This window comes from Arenimonas sp., from assembly GCF_041919775.1.
Classification (GTDB): Bacteria; Pseudomonadota; Gammaproteobacteria; order Xanthomonadales; family Xanthomonadaceae; genus Arenimonas.
Genome location: NZ_JAYRTE010000005.1, coordinates 143,418 through 160,108, shown reverse-complemented (window position 1 = coordinate 160,108; position 16,691 = coordinate 143,418). Strand labels below are relative to the sequence as shown.

The 16,691-nt window shown below is 69.0% G+C and carries 17 protein-coding genes; 10 read left to right on the top strand and 7 right to left on the bottom strand.

The genetic code is table 11. The annotated features are described in order from the left end of the window. The first annotated feature begins 77 nt into the window (after window positions 1–77). The 3 genes from ACE3TE_RS05325 to ACE3TE_RS05315 are packed head-to-tail and all read left to right on the top strand — an operon-like array spanning window position 78 to window position 3,272. Window positions 78–1,298 carry an efflux RND transporter periplasmic adaptor subunit gene (locus ACE3TE_RS05325; protein ID WP_374602874.1) on the top strand — a complete coding sequence of 407 codons (1,221 nt, stop codon included), beginning with the start codon at window positions 78–80 and terminating at the stop codon, window positions 1,296–1,298. Window positions 1,299–1,303: 5 nt separating this feature from the next. Further along, complete coding sequence (locus ACE3TE_RS05320; RefSeq protein ID WP_374602872.1) at window positions 1,304–2,506, top strand: ABC transporter permease; 1,203 nt, start codon at window positions 1,304–1,306, stop codon at window positions 2,504–2,506. After that, on the top strand, window positions 2,499–3,272 hold the full coding sequence (locus ACE3TE_RS05315; RefSeq protein ID WP_374602870.1) for an ABC transporter ATP-binding protein: 774 nt from the start codon (window positions 2,499–2,501) through the stop codon (window positions 3,270–3,272). Before ACE3TE_RS05320 ends, ACE3TE_RS05315 begins: the two co-directional genes overlap by 8 nt. 17 nt (window positions 3,273–3,289) lie before the next feature. Here the strand turns inward: ACE3TE_RS05315 and ACE3TE_RS05310 are convergent, their stop codons facing one another. Both ACE3TE_RS05310 and ACE3TE_RS05305 read right to left on the bottom strand, forming a co-directional pair. Further along, window positions 3,290–4,393, bottom strand: a complete 1,104-nt coding sequence (locus tag ACE3TE_RS05310; RefSeq protein ID WP_374602868.1) for an NADH:flavin oxidoreductase/NADH oxidase — start codon at window positions 4,391–4,393, stop codon at window positions 3,290–3,292. Then, complete coding sequence (locus ACE3TE_RS05305; protein WP_374602866.1) at window positions 4,390–5,382, bottom strand: LLM class flavin-dependent oxidoreductase; 993 nt, start codon at window positions 5,380–5,382, stop codon at window positions 4,390–4,392. Before ACE3TE_RS05305 ends, ACE3TE_RS05310 begins: the two co-directional genes overlap by 4 nt. Before the next feature lie 185 nt (window positions 5,383–5,567). Here ACE3TE_RS05305 and ACE3TE_RS05300 point away from each other — a divergent pair, with 185 nt between their 5' ends. Both ACE3TE_RS05300 and ACE3TE_RS05295 read left to right on the top strand, forming a co-directional pair. Beyond that, window positions 5,568–6,287, top strand: a complete 720-nt coding sequence (locus ACE3TE_RS05300; protein WP_374602864.1) for a phosphoribosyltransferase — start codon at window positions 5,568–5,570, stop codon at window positions 6,285–6,287. Further along, window positions 6,257–6,880, top strand: a complete 624-nt coding sequence (locus ACE3TE_RS05295; RefSeq protein ID WP_374602862.1) for a dienelactone hydrolase family protein — start codon at window positions 6,257–6,259, stop codon at window positions 6,878–6,880. The genes ACE3TE_RS05300 and ACE3TE_RS05295 overlap by 31 nt, the downstream gene beginning before the upstream one ends. Before the next feature lie 31 nt (window positions 6,881–6,911). On the opposite strand, the gene ACE3TE_RS05290 is transcribed toward ACE3TE_RS05295, so the two are convergent. Both ACE3TE_RS05290 and ACE3TE_RS05285 read right to left on the bottom strand, forming a co-directional pair. Next, window positions 6,912–7,886 (bottom strand): hypothetical protein, encoded by a 975-nt coding sequence (locus ACE3TE_RS05290; RefSeq protein WP_374602860.1) that lies wholly within the window; start codon window positions 7,884–7,886, stop codon window positions 6,912–6,914. Further along, a complete protein-coding gene (locus ACE3TE_RS05285; protein ID WP_374602858.1) occupies window positions 7,883–8,311 on the bottom strand; it encodes an Lrp/AsnC family transcriptional regulator in 429 nt (142 codons plus the stop codon). Before ACE3TE_RS05285 ends, ACE3TE_RS05290 begins: the two co-directional genes overlap by 4 nt. A 133-nt stretch (window positions 8,312–8,444) precedes the next feature. On the opposite strand from ACE3TE_RS05285, the gene ACE3TE_RS05280 reads away from it, so the two are divergent. After that, window positions 8,445–9,497: an ornithine cyclodeaminase gene (locus ACE3TE_RS05280; protein ID WP_374602856.1), complete on the top strand. Its 1,053-nt coding sequence runs from the start codon at window positions 8,445–8,447 to the stop codon at window positions 9,495–9,497. A 126-nt stretch (window positions 9,498–9,623) separates the two neighbouring features. Here the strand turns inward: ACE3TE_RS05280 and ACE3TE_RS05275 are convergent, their stop codons facing one another. The 3 genes from ACE3TE_RS05275 to ACE3TE_RS05265 form a co-directional block, all read right to left on the bottom strand. Beyond that, the gene (locus tag ACE3TE_RS05275; protein WP_374602854.1) at window positions 9,624–10,640 is read right to left on the bottom strand and encodes a 3-oxoacyl-ACP synthase III; all 1,017 of its coding nucleotides are present in this window, start codon (window positions 10,638–10,640) and stop codon (window positions 9,624–9,626) included. 102 nt (window positions 10,641–10,742) lie between these two features. Then, window positions 10,743–11,138, bottom strand: a complete 396-nt coding sequence (locus ACE3TE_RS05270; protein WP_374602853.1) for a DUF4156 domain-containing protein — start codon at window positions 11,136–11,138, stop codon at window positions 10,743–10,745. A gap of 91 nt (window positions 11,139–11,229) precedes the next feature. Then, window positions 11,230–14,088, bottom strand: a complete 2,859-nt coding sequence (locus tag ACE3TE_RS05265; RefSeq protein WP_374602851.1) for a M16 family metallopeptidase — start codon at window positions 14,086–14,088, stop codon at window positions 11,230–11,232. Between the two features lie 112 nt (window positions 14,089–14,200). Between ACE3TE_RS05265 and ACE3TE_RS05260 the strand changes: the two genes are divergently transcribed. The 4 genes from ACE3TE_RS05260 to trmL all read left to right on the top strand — a co-directional run bounded on the left by ACE3TE_RS05260 (window position 14,201) and on the right by trmL (window position 16,532). After that, window positions 14,201–14,914, top strand: a complete 714-nt coding sequence (locus ACE3TE_RS05260; protein ID WP_374602849.1) for an SDR family oxidoreductase — start codon at window positions 14,201–14,203, stop codon at window positions 14,912–14,914. Continuing rightward, complete coding sequence (locus ACE3TE_RS05255) at window positions 14,908–15,690, top strand: hypothetical protein (protein WP_374602847.1); 783 nt, start codon at window positions 14,908–14,910, stop codon at window positions 15,688–15,690. The genes ACE3TE_RS05260 and ACE3TE_RS05255 overlap by 7 nt, the downstream gene beginning before the upstream one ends. Before the next feature lie 104 nt (window positions 15,691–15,794). After that, window positions 15,795–16,022 (top strand): hypothetical protein, encoded by a 228-nt coding sequence (locus ACE3TE_RS05250; RefSeq protein WP_374602845.1) that lies wholly within the window; start codon window positions 15,795–15,797, stop codon window positions 16,020–16,022. A gap of 39 nt (window positions 16,023–16,061) precedes the next feature. Then, the gene (gene trmL / locus ACE3TE_RS05245) at window positions 16,062–16,532 is read left to right on the top strand and encodes a tRNA (uridine(34)/cytosine(34)/5-carboxymethylaminomethyluridine(34)-2'-O)-methyltransferase TrmL (RefSeq protein WP_374602843.1); all 471 of its coding nucleotides are present in this window, start codon (window positions 16,062–16,064) and stop codon (window positions 16,530–16,532) included. Window positions 16,533–16,691: the final 159 nt, after the last annotated feature.

Here is a 16,691-nt window from a genome sequence, read left to right as displayed (position 1 = left end):
GAAATTGCACCTGTCCCCACCGCCATCACGGCTGCTTGGGTATTGTGGTCAGGTACGCCCTGCCCCGGAGCCTGTGCATGACCTTCCGCCCGCGCCTCGCCGTCCCGGTGATCGTGATCGCCTGCGCGGCCGGCTGGCTGCTTCTGGGCAAGCTGCGCGGCCCCGAGCTCGAGGCCTACCCGGTGACGGCGCGGCCGCTGGTGCAGACGGTGGTCGCGACCGGGCGCGTCGTGGCCGTCTCGCGCGCGCAGGTCGGAAGCCCGGTGACCGGCGTGGTGCTGGAGCGGCGCGTACGGGAAGGCGATGCCGTGCAGCCCGGCGACGTGCTGGCCGTGCTGCGCGCCGACGACCTGGAGGCCGCGGCGGCCGAGGCGGAAGCCGCGCTGGCCCAGCTGCGCCGCTCCACCCGCCCCCAGGCCGAGGCCGCCCTGCGCGAGGCCGAAGCCCGCCTGCAGCAGGCCAGCCGCGAAGCCGCGCGCCGCCGCGACCTGTTCGAACGCCAGCTGATCGCCCGCGAAGCCCTGGAACAGGCCCTGCAGGCCGAAACCGCCGCCCGCAGCGCCGCCGAGCAGGCCCGCCTGCGGGCCAACGAACAGGCCGGAGGCGGCACCGCCGAAGCCGCTGCCATGGCCCGCCTTGAAACCGCGCGCGCCCAGCTGGCCAAGACCACGATCCGCGCTGAAGTCGCCGGCACCGTGCTTACCCGCAACGCCGAGCCCGGCGACCTGGTGCAGCCCGGCCGCGTGCTGTTCGAGATTGCCCGCGCCGGCGACACCGAGCTGCTGGTGCCGGTGGACGAGAAGAACCTGCAGGTGCTGGCCCTGGGCCAGCCGGCGATGTGCGTCGCCGACGCCTTCCCCGACCGCCCCTTCCCGGCGACGGTCACTTTCATCGCGCCCAGCGTCGACGCCCAGCGCGGTTCGGTGGACATCCGCCTGTCGGTGTCGCCGGTGCCCGACTTCCTGCGCCAGGACATGACGGTGTCGGTGAACGTGGAGACCGGCCGGCGCGACAGTGCCTTGGTGGTTCCCAACGATGCCCTGGCCGCGATCGACGGCAGCAGCGCGCAGGTCTGGCGCGTGGCCGACGGCCGCGCCAGCCGGCAAACGGTCGGACTGGGCCTGCGCGGCATGGCGCTGACCGAAATCACCGCCGGCCTGCGCGACGGCGACCAGGTGCTGGCCGACGCCGGCGCCGACATCGAAGACGGCAGTCGTGTGCGCGTGAGCGCGGCCGGCATCCCGGCCGACGCCAACGACCCGGCCACCCGCAAAGAACTGCCGGCCAGGCTCGACTGACGCCGATGTGGGCCGAATGGACCATCGCCACCCGCTTCCTGCGCGAGGGCAAGTCGCAGAGCACGCTCATCCTGGTCGGCATCGCCGTCGGCGTGGCGGTCATCGTGTTCCTGACCGCGCTGATAACCGGCCTGCAGGAAAACATCATCGAACGAACGCTCGGCACGCAGGCGCACATCCGCATCGTGCCCACGGAGGAAAAGAACATCGTGCTGCCGGCGCCGGCAGGCAGCGCCCAGCTGGTGCTTGAAACGCGCCGCGCCCAGCGCCTGCGCTCGATCAACAACTGGCAGCAGGTGCTGGGGGTGCTCGACGCGCTGGGGCCGGTCACGGCGGCATCGCCGGTGATTTCCGGCCCGGCCTTCGCGCGCCGGGGCGAGGCGATCGAGTCGGTGGCGCTGGTCGGCATCGACGCCGAGCGCTACCAGCGCATCATCCCGATCAGCGAGGACATCGTCGCCGGCCGGTTCCGGATCGGCGCCGGCGATACCGTCATCGGCAGCCAGCTGGCCACCGACCTGGGCCTGGGCGTCGGCGACAAGCTGCGCCTGGACGGCGGCCAGGGCCGGGACACCGTGGTCAACGTGGCCGGCATCTTCGAGCTGGGCGTGCGCGAACTCGACGCCCGCTACGTCTATATGGACATGAAGCAGGCGCAGTCGCTGCTGGACCTGCCCGGCGCGGCCACGGTGATCGACGTGACCGTGGACGACATCTTCGCCGCCGAAGCCGTGGCCGGCCGCATCGCGCGGCTCACCGGCGTGAAGGCCGAAAGCTGGATGGAAACCAATGCCCAGCTGATGAACGCGCTGCGCTCGCAGAGTTTGTCCACGCAGATGATCAGCGTGTTCGTGGCGCTCAGCGTGGCGCTGGGCATCGCCAGCGTGCTGTCGGTGAGTGTGGTCCAGCGCACGCGCGAGATCGGCATCCTGCGCGCGATGGGCACCACGCGGGCGCAGATGCTGCGGGTGTTCCTGGTCCAGGGCGGGCTGTTCGGGCTGGCCGGATCGGTGGTTGGTGCGCTGGCCGGCTATGGACTGGTCGGCGCGTTCAATACCTTCGGACCGAAGCTGTTTTTCATTCCCGTGGACCCGTGGCTGCCGGTCTTCGCCGCGCTGCTGGCCACGGTGACCGGCATCGTCGCCGCGGCCGTGCCGGCGCGGCGCGCGTCCCGGCTGGACCCGGTGGAGGCGATCCGCCATGTCTGAGCATGACGCCGGCCAGGAAGTGCTGCGGCTGCAGGGCCTTCGCAAGAGCTACAACGTCGGCAAACCCACCGAGGTCGAAGTGCTGCACGGCCTCGACCTGCGCCTGCAGCGCAGCGACTTCGCCGCGCTGGTGGGCGCGTCGGGTTCGGGCAAGAGCACGCTGCTCAACCTGGTCGGCCTGCTCGACCGCCCGACCGGCGGCGAACTGTTCCTGCTGGGAGAGCCGACCACGGGCATGGACGACGACGGGCGCACGGCGCTGCGCCGCAACTCGATCGGCTTCGTGTTCCAGTTTCACCACCTCATCCAGGCCTTCACCGCACTGGAGAACGTGCTGATGCCGCTGATCGTTGCGACTGGCAAACCCACGGCCGACCAGCTGGAACGCGGTCGCGGACTGCTGGCCGACGTGGGCCTGGCCGGGCTGGAACACCGCCGCCCCGACCAGCTCTCGGGCGGCCAGCAGCAGCGCGTCGCCGTGGCCCGTGCGCTGGTGACGCGCCCGGCCCTGCTGCTCGCCGACGAACCAACGGGCAACCTCGACAGCAAGTCGGCCGCCGAAGTGTTCGAACTGTTCCGCAAGTTCAACCACGAGTTCGGCTGCGCCGTACTGCTGGTGACCCACGACCCGCGGCTGTCGGAGCAGTGCGACCGCACCATCATGCTGGCCGACGGCCGCATCGAAAGCGACACCACAAGAACGGGGTCAGGTTCACTTATCGGTGAGGATCCTGAGTCAGCCGGACAAACGTCAGCCGATAAGTGAACCTGACCCCGTTCCTGCTACCCGACCAGCAGGTCCTTGAGCTGGCGCGGCTGGGAGCGCAGGTACTGCGGCGGTGCGCTCACGGTGGCGCCCAGGTGGGCCGCAGCATGCCAGGGCCAGCGCGGGTCGTAGAGCATGCCGCGGGCCAGCGCGACCAGGTCGGCATCGCCCGTGGCGACGATGGCCTCGGCGTGCTCGAAATCGGTGATCAGGCCCACAGCCACGACCGGAATGTCCACGGCCTGTTTCACGGCGCGGGCCAGCGGCACCTGGTAACCCGGCCCGACCGGGATCTGCTGCGACGGGTGCAGGCCGCCGCTTGAAACGTGGATCACGCTGCAGCCGCGCTTCTCGAGTTCCACCGCGAAAGCGACGGTGTCGTCGATAGCCCAGCCGCCCGGCACCCAATCGGTCCCGGACACACGCACGCTGACCGGGCGCCCGGCCGGGAATGCCGCGCGCACCGCGTCGAAGACTTCCAGCGGGAAGCGCATGCGGTTCTCCAGCGAACCGCCGTATTCGTCGTCGCGCCGGTTCGACAGCGGCGACAGGAACTGGTGCAGCAGGTAGCCGTGCGCGGCGTGGATCTGCACGGCGTCGATGCCCAGTCGCGCCGAGCGGCGCGCGGCGGCGGCGAAGGCATCGCGCACCTCGCGCATGTCGTCGTGGGTCATCGCCTGCGGCACGCTGTCGCCGTCGCGGAACGGCTCAGCCGAAGGAGCGACCGTCTGCCAGCCCTTGTCCTGATCCGGCGCGATTTGCGCGCCACCGTGCCAGGGCAAGTCGGTGGAGGCCTTGCGCCCGGCATGCGCGAGCTGGATGGCGATGGGCATCTTCGACCAGCGGCGCACGCCTTCGAGCACCTTCGCCATCGCGGCTTCCGTGGCGTCGTCCCACAGCCCGACATCGGCATACGAGATTCGCCCTTCGGGCACCACCGCCGTGGCTTCGATGGTCAGCAGACCTGCGCCGGAAAGCGCCAGCTGGCCCAGGTGGATCAGATGCCAGTCGGTCATGCAGCCGTCCACCGCCGAATACTGGCACATCGGCGCGATGACGATGCGGTTGGCCAGCTCCAGTCCGCCGACCGCCAGGGACTCGAACAGTTTTGGCGTACTCATCGGGTCCAGGCGTCCATGGTGAGTTCGAACGAACGCACGCGCGCGGCGTGGTCGAAGATGTTGGCGGTGAGGATGAGCTCGTCCGGCCGGTGGCGCTCGACGAAGTCCTGCATGCGGGCGCGCACGGTGGCCGGCGAGCCGATCGCCCGGCAGGCCAGGGTGCTTTCGATCATGTGCTTTTCCGCCGGCGAGCAGTACTCGTCGATGGCCGCGCCGCTCTCCAGCGGTGGCGGCACCAGGCCGGGCCGGCCACGGCGCAGGTTCACGAAGGCCTGCTGCTGGGTCGTGAACATCCGCGCCGCCTCGTCGTCGGTGTCGGCGGCGACGACGTTGAGCGCCAACATGACGTGCGGTTTCTGCAGGCGCGACGAGGGCCGGAACTCGCGGTGGTAAACCGCCAGCGCCTGGTCGAGCGCATCGGGCGCGAAGTGCGAGGCGAAGGCATACGGAAGGCCCAGCGCTGCCGCGAGGCGCGCGCCAAAGAGACTGGAGCCCAGGATCCAGGCCTCGATGTCCACGCCCGGCCCCGGCACGGACTGCACGGCCTGGCCGGGCTGCACGGGCTCGAAGTAGCGCAGCAGCTCGACGACGTCGCGCGGGAACTCTTCGGCGTTGTCGTAATAACGCCGCAGCGCCTTCGCCGCCGCCTGGTCGGTGCCGGGCGCACGGCCCAGGCCCAGGTCGATGCGGCCCGGGAACAGCGTCCCCAATGTGCCGAAGGCCTCGGCGGCCTGCAGCGGCGAATGGTTGGGCAGCATGATGCCGCCCGCGCCGACGCGGATGCTCTGCGTGCCGCCGGCCACGTGCCCGATCAGCACCGCCGTCGCCGCGCTGGCGATGCCCGGCATGTTGTGGTGCTCGGCCAGCCAGTAGCGCCGGTAACCGGCCCGTTCGCCGGCACGCGCAAGGTCGAGCGCGTTGGCGAAGGTCTGCGCCGGCGAGCTGCCAACGGTGACGGGGGCAAGGTCGAGGATCGACAGGGGGATCATGGCGTTGCCTGCAGGGCTAGAGTCCCTACATGGGGGCTTGAGCGGCCCGGCGCAAGGCGCGGGCCCGGGGTCGTGAAGGCCGGGCGAAGCCGCGATGACCACGATTGACGCAGGTCAATGCGGGGCCCGGCCGGAGGTTTAGGTTCGACCTGCGGGCACCGGGTATCGGGCTGGGAGACATGGCAATGATCGAGCTTCCGTTCCAGGATCGCGCCGAAGCCGCCGGCAGGCTGGCCCGGGCATTGGCCGGGCTTCGCGGCGAGCGGCCGCTGGTGCTCGGCATCCCCCGGGGCGCGGTGCCGATGGCGCGCGCACTCGCTGACGAGCTTGGAGCGGATCTCGACATCATCCTGGTCAAGAAGATCGGCGCGCCAGGCAACCCTGAATTCGCGATCGGCGCGGTAGACGAACACGGCACCATCGTGCTCAACGAAAGCGCTGGCTGGCTCGGGGTCGATGACGACTACGTGCAGTCCGAGGCAGCACGCCTGCTGGCCGAAATGAAAGCCCGCCGTGCCCGCTACCGGGGGCATGCGCCGCCCATCCGCATGGCCGGACGTACCGTGGTGGTGGTGGACGATGGCGCGGCGACGGGCGCCACGATGGCCTCGGCACTGCGGGCTGTCCGACGCCAGGAGCCGGCGCGGCTGGTCTGCGCCCTCCCCGTGGCCTCACGTGAAGCCCTGGCGCTGGCCCGGCCCCTGGCGGACGAAACGATCTGCCTCGCAACGCCGCCCCCTTCGGTGCGGTGGGCATGTACTACCGTGACTTCAGCCAGGTCGATGACCAGGACGTTGTTGCTGCCCTGGCAGATCGCGACCGGGAAACGCCGGGCGAAGGTCCAACCACGCCAGCCCGCACGCTGCGCATTCCCTTGGGGTCGCACTGGCACGACGCCGACCTGACGCTGCCAGCCCGCGCCAGCGGCCTGGTGGTCTTTGCGCACGGCAGCGGCAGCAGTCGCCTCAGCCCGCGTAACCAGGCCGTGGCCCAGTCCCTCAACCAACGCGGCTTCGGCACCTTGCTGTTCGACCTGCTCACGCCGCGGGAGAACCAACGGCCTGCGGCTCGCTTCGACATCGTGCTGCTCTCCGCGCGGCTGCGCGAGGCTCTGGACTGGGCCGCGACGCAGCCGGCGTTGGCGCCGCTCAGGCTCGGACTGTTCGGCGCCAGCACCGGGGCCGCGGCCGCTTTGCTCGCGGCGGCGGCGGATCCTTCGGGCATCGCCGCGGTCGTCTCGCGGGGCGGACGCCCCGACCTGGTTGGTCCGCAGTGGCTGTCCCGCGTACGCACGCCAACGATGCTCATCGTCGGCGGGCACGATGATGAGGTACTGGAGCTCAACCGGCGCGCGGCCGCGGCCATTCCCGGAGATGTCGAACTCCAGGTGGTGCCCGGCGCCACGCATCTGTTCGAAGAGCCAGGCACGCTCGGCCGGGTGGCGCAGGTGGCCGGCGACTTCTTCGCCCGCCACCTGCGTCCCGTGAAGCCGCCCTGACCAGGCGGGGGAGTTCGCACCCGCATGCCGCTCAGTTCGCCAGGTATTCGTCCGCTGGGAAATTCGGATAGGGACTTACCTTCCACCCCTGGTCCCTGGAGAGTGCATCCAGCACGCCGCTCTCGACGTTGTCCGCCCTGACCTCACGGAGCGTCGAGTGATTGAACAGAGGTTCGAAATCAGCGTAGGTCAGCTTTTCGGGCGTATTACTGAGTACCAGGCACCTGAGATTCGGGGCTCTGGAGAGCGTCTCGATGTTCCCTGGTCCAGTGGACGAATGCATGACCGCAACGCGCAGGTTGGCAAGATGCGTCGGGTCGAACACCCTGAACTCCTTCCCGCACGATAGGAACCATGCTCTTTGGAGGGACGCGATCGTTCCGGCATGCTCGATGCCGCGAAGATTCCTCGAGTCCGAGAATTCCATTGCCTTCAGCGCCTGTAGCTGGCCGATGGGTTCAAGGGACAAGGATCCGTTCCAGTTGATCGTCAGCGTTTCCAGATTCGCAGCGGCCTGGATTCCTTCCAGGGACTTGAGCTTGGTGCGCCACAACGACAGGGTACGGATTCGTTTGACGGAAGAAAGGAAGCCAAGGTCGCGGATCTGTCCACAGACTTGCAGTTTCTCGAGCTGCCCGAACCTGCCCAGGACCTGCACGTTGTCCTTGACTCTGTCGAGTTTCTTGTCGCTGAAGGCGCTGACCGTGTCCAGGGACAGGCTGCGGAGCCTGTCCGTGACAAGCCCAAGGGGGGACAGGTCGTTGAGATCACCTGCATCGGCATCAATGTCCAAATGCCTGAGCGAAGGCAAGCGGGCCAGAAAACCCAGGTCAAAGTCCCAGCTGCTGTCGACCTTCTTGAATACGCGCAACCAGGCGTCTGGCTGCCTTGCGAGGTAGTCATCAAGCAACAAACATTCTTCGTCGTTGAGGGACCGCGCGCACTGGACATTCCCGGACGTCCTGTCATGGACCTGGCAGCCAGTTGGCAAGAGGCCAGCCTTCATGCGGAGGATCCTCGGAGAGTCTGCAAGTGCACGCTCGTTTCACTGGCGCTGATGCCCTCGATGCCGCGGATGCGTTCGAGCACGGTCGAGAGTTCCGCGAGGCTGCCCACGCGCAGTTCCGCCAGCAGGTCCCAGCGGCCGTTGGTGTCGTGCAGCGCCGCGACGCCGGGTTCGCCCAGCAGGGCGCGGATGACGTGGTGCTGGTTGCCTTCGACAGCCAGCGAAGTCCAGGCGCAGATGTCGTCGGGCGCGGAGTCGGGCCGCAGGCGCACGGTGTAGCCGGTGATGACGCCCTCGCGTTCCATCCGCGTCATGCGGTTGGTGACCGTGCCCCGGGCCACGCCCAGGGCCTTGGCCAGGTCGGCCACCGGGGCGCGGGCGTCGTGGCGCAGTTTGGCGATCAGGCGGCGGTCGAGATCGTCCATGGTGTCATTCCGTCAGGTTTGGCTGCTTATTTGGCAGGAATCTGACGAAACCATAGCACTTTTGCCGTTTCGTGCTGCCGCGCGGCTGCGGAAAATGGATGCCATCGAATCCACGCCTTCCAGGAGACCACCCATGGCCATGATCCAGCTCACCACCCAGGACCTGACCCACATCGTCGCGACCCACGGCCTGCCGGCCCTGCTCGGGCGTCTGGTGGACTACCTGGAGGCCGACTTCCGGCGCTGGGAGGACTTCGACAAGAGCCCGCGCTCGGCCGCCCACTCCCCCGGCGGCGTGATCGAGCTGATGCCCGTCGCGGACGCGAAGGAATACAGCTTCAAGTACGTGAACGGGCACCCGGGCAATACCAAGCTCGGCCTGTCCACCGTGGTCGCGTTCGGCGTGCTGGCCGATGTCGATACCGGCATGCCGACGCTGATCAGCGAGCTCACGCTGACCACCGCGCTGCGCACCGCCGCCACTTCGGTGATGGCCGCGAAGCTGCTCGCGCGCAAGGATTCGAAGTCGATGGCCCTGATCGGCAATGGCGCCCAGAGTGAGTTCCAGGCGCTGGCCTTCCACCACCTGCTGGGCATCGAAGAGGTGCGCCTGTTCGACGTCGACCCGGCGGCGACCGACAAGCTGGTGCGCAACCTCGCCGCTGCCGCGCCCGCCCTGCGCGTCGTGCGCAGCGCCAGCGTCGCCCAGGCAGTGCGCGGCGCCGACATCGTCACCACCGTCACTGCCGACAAGGCCAACGCCGACATCCTGACCCCGGAAATGATCGAGCCGGGCATGCATCTCAACGCCGTCGGCGGCGACTGCCCGGGCAAGACCGAGCTGGCCACGGAGGTCGTGGCCAATGCCTCGGTGTTCGTGGAATTCGAACCGCAGTCGCGCATCGAAGGCGAAGTGCAGCAGATGCCCGCCGATTCCCCGGTCACCGAACTGTGGCGCGTGCTGGCGATGCAGGCCGCAGGTCGCCGCAACACCGCCGAAGTCACGCTGTTCGATTCGGTCGGCTTCGCGCTGGAGGATTATTCGGCGCTGCGCCTGGTCCGCGACTGCGCGAAGGAAATGGGCCTGGGCCGCGAAGCCGGGCTGATCCCGGCGCTGCGGGATCCGAAGGACCTGTTTGGTGAGCTGGCGGTGGTGCCGGAGACGGCGCGCAAGCAGGCGGCCTGAGAAACCAAGAAAGGGGTCAGGTTCACTTCGGGTGGCACGTTCCGGGATACCGGATGACTTGCCGCCAGAAGTGAACCTGACCCCCTTCTTACCCTCTCCCGCAAGCGGGAGAGGGAGTGAAGCGGTTTACCACTCGACCTCGGCCATCGAGCAGTTCAGGCCCGAGCCGATGCCCAGCAGGGCAACGCGGTCGCCCTTCTTCAGGCGGCCCATTTCCTTGAGCTTGCTCAGCACGATCGGCACCGAGGCCGGGCCGATGTTGCCGTGCTCGGCAAAGATGGTCAGCACCTTCTTCGGGTCGATGCCGAAGGCCTTGATGAAGGCCTGCGTGTGCACCTGCGACACCTGGTGGATGACGAACTCGTCGAGCTCCTCGACGACCCAGCCCAGCGCCTGGCGGGCGGCGCCGAAGGTGGCGGTGGCCAGCTTCAGGCCTTCGATCAGCAGCATGCGGGTGTCGGTGACCATGCGGTCGAGGTTGCCGCGGCACAGGGTGTTCCACTGCGTCGCCGCCTTGGTGACGCCGCCCTTGTACTTCGGCGCGTCCGGCGTCAGTTCGCTGCGCGAGAGCACCATCGCGGCGGCGCCGCAGCCCAGGGTGAGCGTGGCCAGCTCGTTGCGGAACTGTTCTTCCGTCACGTCCGGGCCGCTCAGGCGCTCGAGCGTCTTCTTGTAGGCGAGGTTGGCGGTTTCGCCGTCGACGACCAGGGCGTATTCGATTTCGCCGCGCTCGATCATGCGGCTGGCGATGTCCATGCCGTTGATGAAGGCCAGGCAGGCATTGGCGACGTCGAAGTTCTGGCAGTTCTCGCCCAGGCCCAGGTTGCCCGAGACGATCGAGGCCGTGGACGGCTCGAGGTAGTCGCGGCTGACCGAGGTGTTGACCAGCAGGCCGACGCGCGCGCGGTCGATGCCGGCATCCGCCAGGGCCTTTTCGGCGGCCAGGGTCGCGGCATCGGAGGCCTGGACCTCGTCGTCCCACAGGCGACGGGCGAAGATGCCGGCGATGTCCTGCAGGACGTCGGTCTTGATGCCGAGCCGGTCCATGGTGGGCTGCAGCTGGGCATTGATGTCCGCCGAGCTCAGGCGATGCGGGGCATCGATGTGCGCCAGGCCGGCGATGGAGACGTTCTTGAACAGCATAAGCGGGCATGCCCAGCGTTGGGGAAACCCGTCAAAGTTACCCGTTTCCCCCCGACCACTCAACCTGAACGCGTGGCCGGATGTGAAGACGTGAGGCCTGTCTCAGTCTTCGATGGGATAGGTTTCGGCCGCGCCGTCGCCGGCCGCCGGGCGGTCCTGGCGGCTGCTGTCAGCCGGCAGCGCGCCGCGGCAGCGGTAGGCCACGAAGCGCTGCTCGCCGTCGTCCGGCTCGCCCTTGGGCTGCACGGTGTCGGCGGAAAGCCCCGGGGCCTCGTTGCGGGCCAGGGTTTCGAGCTCGTCGCGCACCTTGATGTCGTTGCGCTCGTAGGGGCCCAGGCGGTCACGCACCGACACCGACACCTCGCCGCGCTTCTCGCACGAAGACAGGTCCTGGCCGGCCGCGGCCACCTTCACCGCGGCGCCGCCCGGCGCCATCTTCACCCAGGTGCAGCCACCGAGCGCGGCGACGAGGACGGCGGAAATCACGAGATGGCGCATGCGGTACTCCCTGGTTTTTGTAGCGCGGGCCGAAAAGGCACGGGCGGGATTGTCGCCCCGCCCGTGCTGAACCGGCAATGTATCGCGCCGCTTATTCGCCGACCGGCTTTCCGTCGGCGTCGATCACCTGCACCTGGCCCAGGTCGAGGGCGCGGATGCCGTCCTCGATCTTCGACAGGTCGCCGACAACCACCCAGGTCAGCGAACCGGGCTGGATCGTCTTCGCGGCGGCATTGACCACGTCCGGGGTCAGCGCCTCGATCTTCTGCTGGCGCTGCACCACGTAGTCGTCCGGACGCTCGAAGCGCACGATGCCGCCGATCGCGCCGAGCACCGCGCCGGCGGTTTCATACGAACCGGGCAGGCTGCGGATTTCGCTGGCCTGGATCTTGGCCACTTCCTCCGGCTTCGCCGGCGCCGCGCCGCTGGCGTACTGGCTGATCTCGCGCTGCAGTTCGGCCATCGACTCGGCGGTCTTGTCGATCTGCACCGCGGCATAGGCCAGCCACGGACGCTGGCCGCGGGCCGTCTGCACGAAGCTGTAGCTGCCGTAGGCCCAGTGCTTGTCCTCGCGCAGGTTCATGTTGAGCCGCGAGCTGAACTCGCCGCCCAGCACCGCGTTGGCGATCTCGAACTCGGTCGCCTTCGCGTCCATCGTCGACGGCGCCAGCTGGCCCACGAAGATGTTGGCCTGGATGGCGCCCGGCTGGTCGACCAGGAACACGCGCGGCTTCGCCGGCAGGTCCACGCGGCCGATCTCCGGCATCGCCGGGGCTTCGCCCTGGCCACGCCAGTTGCCCAGGTGCTTTTCGAGCACCGGCACGATTTCGTCGAGCGTGGTGTCGCCGACCACGATCAGCGTCGCGCCCTCGGGGCGGACGAAATCGCGGTGGTAGGCCAGCAGGTCGTCGCGGGTCAGCGACGCGATGGACGCTTCGTCACCGGTACCCGAGAACGGGATCGCGTAGGGATGGCCTTCCCCGTACAGCAGCGGCGGCAGCAGGCGCTGCGCGGAGGAGTTCGGCCGCGCCTTTTCCTGCCTGATGGTGGAGATCCAGCCCTGGCGCACGCGTTCGATTTCGTTCTGGTCGAAGCGCGGGGTGCGCAGCATCGTCGCGAAAAGCTTGACCGACGGATCCAGGTTTTCCTTCAGCGCCGACAGGTAGGCGCTGCCGCCGTCAAGCACGGCGCTGGCGCTGATGTTCGCGCCCAGGCGTTCGGCCTCGTTGCCGAAGCCCAGCGCGTCGAACCTGCCCGCGCCTTCATCGAGCATGCCCATCGTGAAGCTGGCGGTGCCGAGCTTGCGGCCGGCGTCGGCCACGTAACCGCCGGGCAGCTGCAGGCTCATCTGCACGATGGGCAGGCCCGGGCGTTCGGCCAGGACGAGCGCGATGCCGTTGGACAGGGTCGCGCGCTGCAGTTCCGGGAACACCAGGTCCGGGAATTCGGTGGTCACCGGCGGGCCCTGGCTGCGGTCGACGTCGGTTTCGACGGTGCTGTACTTCGGATCGGCGGCGGGCACGGCGGCCATGTCCGGGTGCGAGGCGCTTTCTTCCTCGACCGTCGCCACGCGCTCGCCCGGCGTCACCACGATGGTGTGGTCGCCGCGCGACAGCCAGCGCTTGCCGGCGGCGCGCAGGTCGTCGGCGGTGGCCGATTCGATGGTGGCCATGCCTTCGCGGAAGCAGCCGGGGTCCTGCATGTACACGGCGCATTCGGCCAGGGCGTCGGCCTTGCCGCCGAAGCCGCCGATGCGTTCGATGCCGCGGATGAAGCCGGCCTTGAACTGGGTGCGGGCCTGTTCGAGCTCGCTGGGGGTCGGGCCGTCGGCGAGCAGACGCGCCATCTCTTCCTCGATGGCCTTCTCGACCACGGCCGGGTCCACGCCCTGCTTCACGTCGGCCTGCACGAAGAACATGCCGCCCAGCTGCGAACCCCAGGCGGAGGTCGAAACCCGGTCGGCGATCTTGTCGCCGTGCACCAGGCGCTTGTCCAGGCGCGAGGCGCGCGAGCCACCGAGCACCTGTGACAGCAGCTGCAGGCGTTCGACGTCGGCATTGCCGAACTCGGCGATGTTCCAGGTGCGGTAGACGCGCGCCTGCGGCACGCGGTCGGTGAACTCGTCGCGCGTGGAGCTCGTGCGCGGCGCCGGGTCCACCGCCGGCTGCGCCAGCGTCGGGCCTGCCGGGATGTCACCGAAGTAGCGCGTGGCCTTTTCCTTCGCCGTCGCCAGGTCGATGTCGCCTGCGAGCACCAGTACGGCGTTGTTCGGGCCGTACCAGGACTTGAAGAAGCGCTGCACGTCCTCGAGCGAGGCGGCGTTGAGGTCGCTCATCGAGCCGATCACCGGCCAGCGGTAGGGATGGCCCTCGGGATAGCTGGCCTTGAGCAGGCGCTCGAAGACCTGGCCATAGGGCTGGTTTTCGCCCTGGCGCTTTTCGTTCTGCACCACGCCGCGCTGCTCGTCGAGCACGTCCTGGCTGACCGCGCCGAGGAAGTGGCCCATGCGGTCCGATTCCATCCACAGGGCCATGTCCAAGGCCGTGGTCGGCACGTTCTGGAAATAGTTGGTGCGGTCGGAATTGGTGGTGCCGTTCTGGTTGGTCGCGCCGACCAGTTCGAAGGGCGTGAAAAACTCGCCGTCGTGGTTTTCGCTGGACTGGAACATCAGGTGTTCGAAAAGGTGCGCGAAACCGGTGCGGCCCGGCAGCTCGTTCTTCGAGCCCACGTGGTACCAGATGTTCACCGCCACTACCGGCGCCTTGCGGTCGGTGTGCACCACCACGCGCAGGCCGTTGGGCAGGGTGAACTGCTCGAAGGGGATGTCGGCCTTCACGGCGGCTTCGGCGACGGTGGCCGGTTCGCTGGCATGCACCGGCGAAAGCGCGGCCACGGCGAAGCCAAGGGCGAGCACGAGCGCGCGCAGGCGCGGTTGACGGGTCTGGATCATGCGTGGGTTCCTGTGGAGAAGGGTTCGGGCGGCGGTGCGGCGGGCCCGGGGGTCAGGAATCCTAGCCTGCCTTGACGGGCCATACACTAGGCCGGAGGCCATAGTGGGAGCCATGGATGTGAAACGAGCGCGAACCGTCGTCGTCACCGGGGCCAACCGCGGCCTCGGCCTGGAATTCACGCGCCAGCTGCTGGCGCGCGGTGACCGCGTGGTCGCGGGCTGCCGCCAGCCGGGCCACGCCGACGCGCTGACCGGGCTGGCCGGCGCCCATCCCGGCAACCTGCAGGTGGTGCCGCTGGACGCCGCTGACGAACGCTCGCGCACCGCCTTCGTCGCCGAAGTGGCCGCCGGCCACGAGGCCATCGACCTGCTGGTGAACAACGCCGGCGTGCTTCCGGCGGGCGAAAGTTTCGGCCACATCGACGCCGCCGTGCTGGAACACACGCTGCGCGTGAACACGGTCGCGCCGCTGATGCTGGCGCAGGCGCTCGCCCCCCTGCTTGCCCGGGGCGTCCGGCCGCGCGTGTTCAACGTTTCCTCCCGCCTCGGTGCGATGGCCCTGACCAGCCGCTTCGGCACGCCCAGCTACGCCATCAGCAAGGCCGCGCTGAACATGGCGACGCTGCAGCTGGCGCACGCGCTCAATCCGCTCGGTATCGGCGTGCTCGCGGCCAGTCCCGGCTGGGTGCGCACCGACATGGGCGGCGACAGCGCGCCGGTGACGGCCAGCGAGTCGGTGCACGACCTGCTGGAAATGCTTGATCGCCGCCAGGACCTCGGCGCCGGCGAATTCGTCGACCGCGACGGCGCACCGCTGCCATGGTGAGCTGCCGCGGCCTGCTGCTCGCCTGCCTCGCGCTGGCGCCACTGCCGGCGCTGGCGGCGCTGGGTTTCCAGGAGGCGCGGGCCAGCGACCCGGACACCGGCGAACTGCTCTACACCGAACAGCACCTGCTGCGGCACCAGGACCAGCAGCTTCGCCAGCGGCTGGTCGTCTATCGCTGCGCCGACGGCACTGCTTTCGCACGCAAGCGGGTGGACTACGCCGATTCGGCGCTGGCGCCGGCCTTCCATTTCCAGGACGCACGCCTGGGCTACCAGGAAGGCCTGCGCCGCGACAGCCGCGCCGCCGAGCTCTGGGTGCAGCCCTCGGCCGGCAGCGAAGAGCGCAGCGCGACGCTGGAGGGCGAGATGGGCCTGGTCGCGGACGCGGGCTTCGACGAATTCATCCGGCGGCAGTGGCAGCCCTTGCTGGCCGGGGACGCGGTGCCGCTGGAGTTCGCCGTGCCCTCGCGGCTCGACAGCTATGCCTTCACCCTGCGCCGGCGCGGCAGCGGCCAGGTCGCGGGCGAGCCGGCCGAGATTTTCCGGCTCCGGCTGGGCGGGCTGTGGGGCCTGCTGGCGCCGCATATCGATGTCGCCTACGGCCGCGAAAGCCGGCGCCTGCTCTGGTTCCAGGGCCTGAGCAACCTGCTGACGGACGATGGCGACGGCCCGATCCAGGCCCGCATCGACTTCCCGCGGCCGGCCCTGCCGACCGACGAGGCCCGCTGGCAGGCCCTGGCGTCCGAGCCGCTGTCCGCCTGCCGTGTCCGCGGCTAGGCGCGGACGCCAAACACAGTCGGTAAACCACTGATCCCGAAGGCTTTCATCCTTGGCATGGTTTCTGCTTTTTCTCTGGTGAAGTCAGCCTCGGGACCTGCCCCATGAACATCGACAGACACCTTCGACGCGGCCTGTACGCCCTTCCCTTGCTGGCCGTCGGCCTGTTGGCGATGAGCCTGCCCCCGCCCCGGCTGGGCGAGGTGGTGGACCGGGTGGTGAGCGCCGGACTGGGCTGTGACCCGGCCGGGCACCAGGCCGGCCCGCTTGGCCTGGTGCGCATGCCCGGCGACCTCGGCGTGCTGACGCGCCGCCTCAACTGCGCCTCCTGATCCTCCCCGGCCTGGCACCGGCGCGGCGATAATGCCGCGATGCTGCACGTCATCCTCTACCAGCCCGAGATCCCGCCCAACACGGGCAACGTGATCCGGCTCTGCGCAAACACCGGCGCCCAGCTGCACCTGGTCGAACCGCTGGGCTTCGAACTCGACGATGCCCGGCTTCGCCGCGCCGGCCTCGATTACCACGAGTGGGCGCGGATGCATAAACACGCCTCGCTCGACGACTGCCTCGCCGCGATCGGCGATGCGCGCGTGTTCGCCTTCAGCGCACGCGCGACGCGGCGCTTCGACCGCGTCGCTTACCGCGAAGGCGATGCCTTCCTGTTCGGGCCGGAAACCCGCGGACTGCCCGCGGACGTGCTTGCGCGCGTTCCCGCGGACCAGCAGCTGACGCTTCCGATGCGTGCCGGCCAGCGCAGCCTCAACCTGTCCAACGCGGTCGCCGTCGCCGTTTTCGAAGCCTGGCGACAGCTCGACTACCGTGGTGCCGCCCCCCTGTAGGAGCGCATTCAGGCGCGAATCTTGTGCCTGCGGCAAAGAGGAACTTCGCGCCTGAAGGCGCTCCTACAGGGGGCGAACGAGGGCCATGACTGACGACAGGGGTAGCCCGAAAAACGGGCTTTATTAATCTGCCGTTGTGTTTGCAACCGGATACTCCGC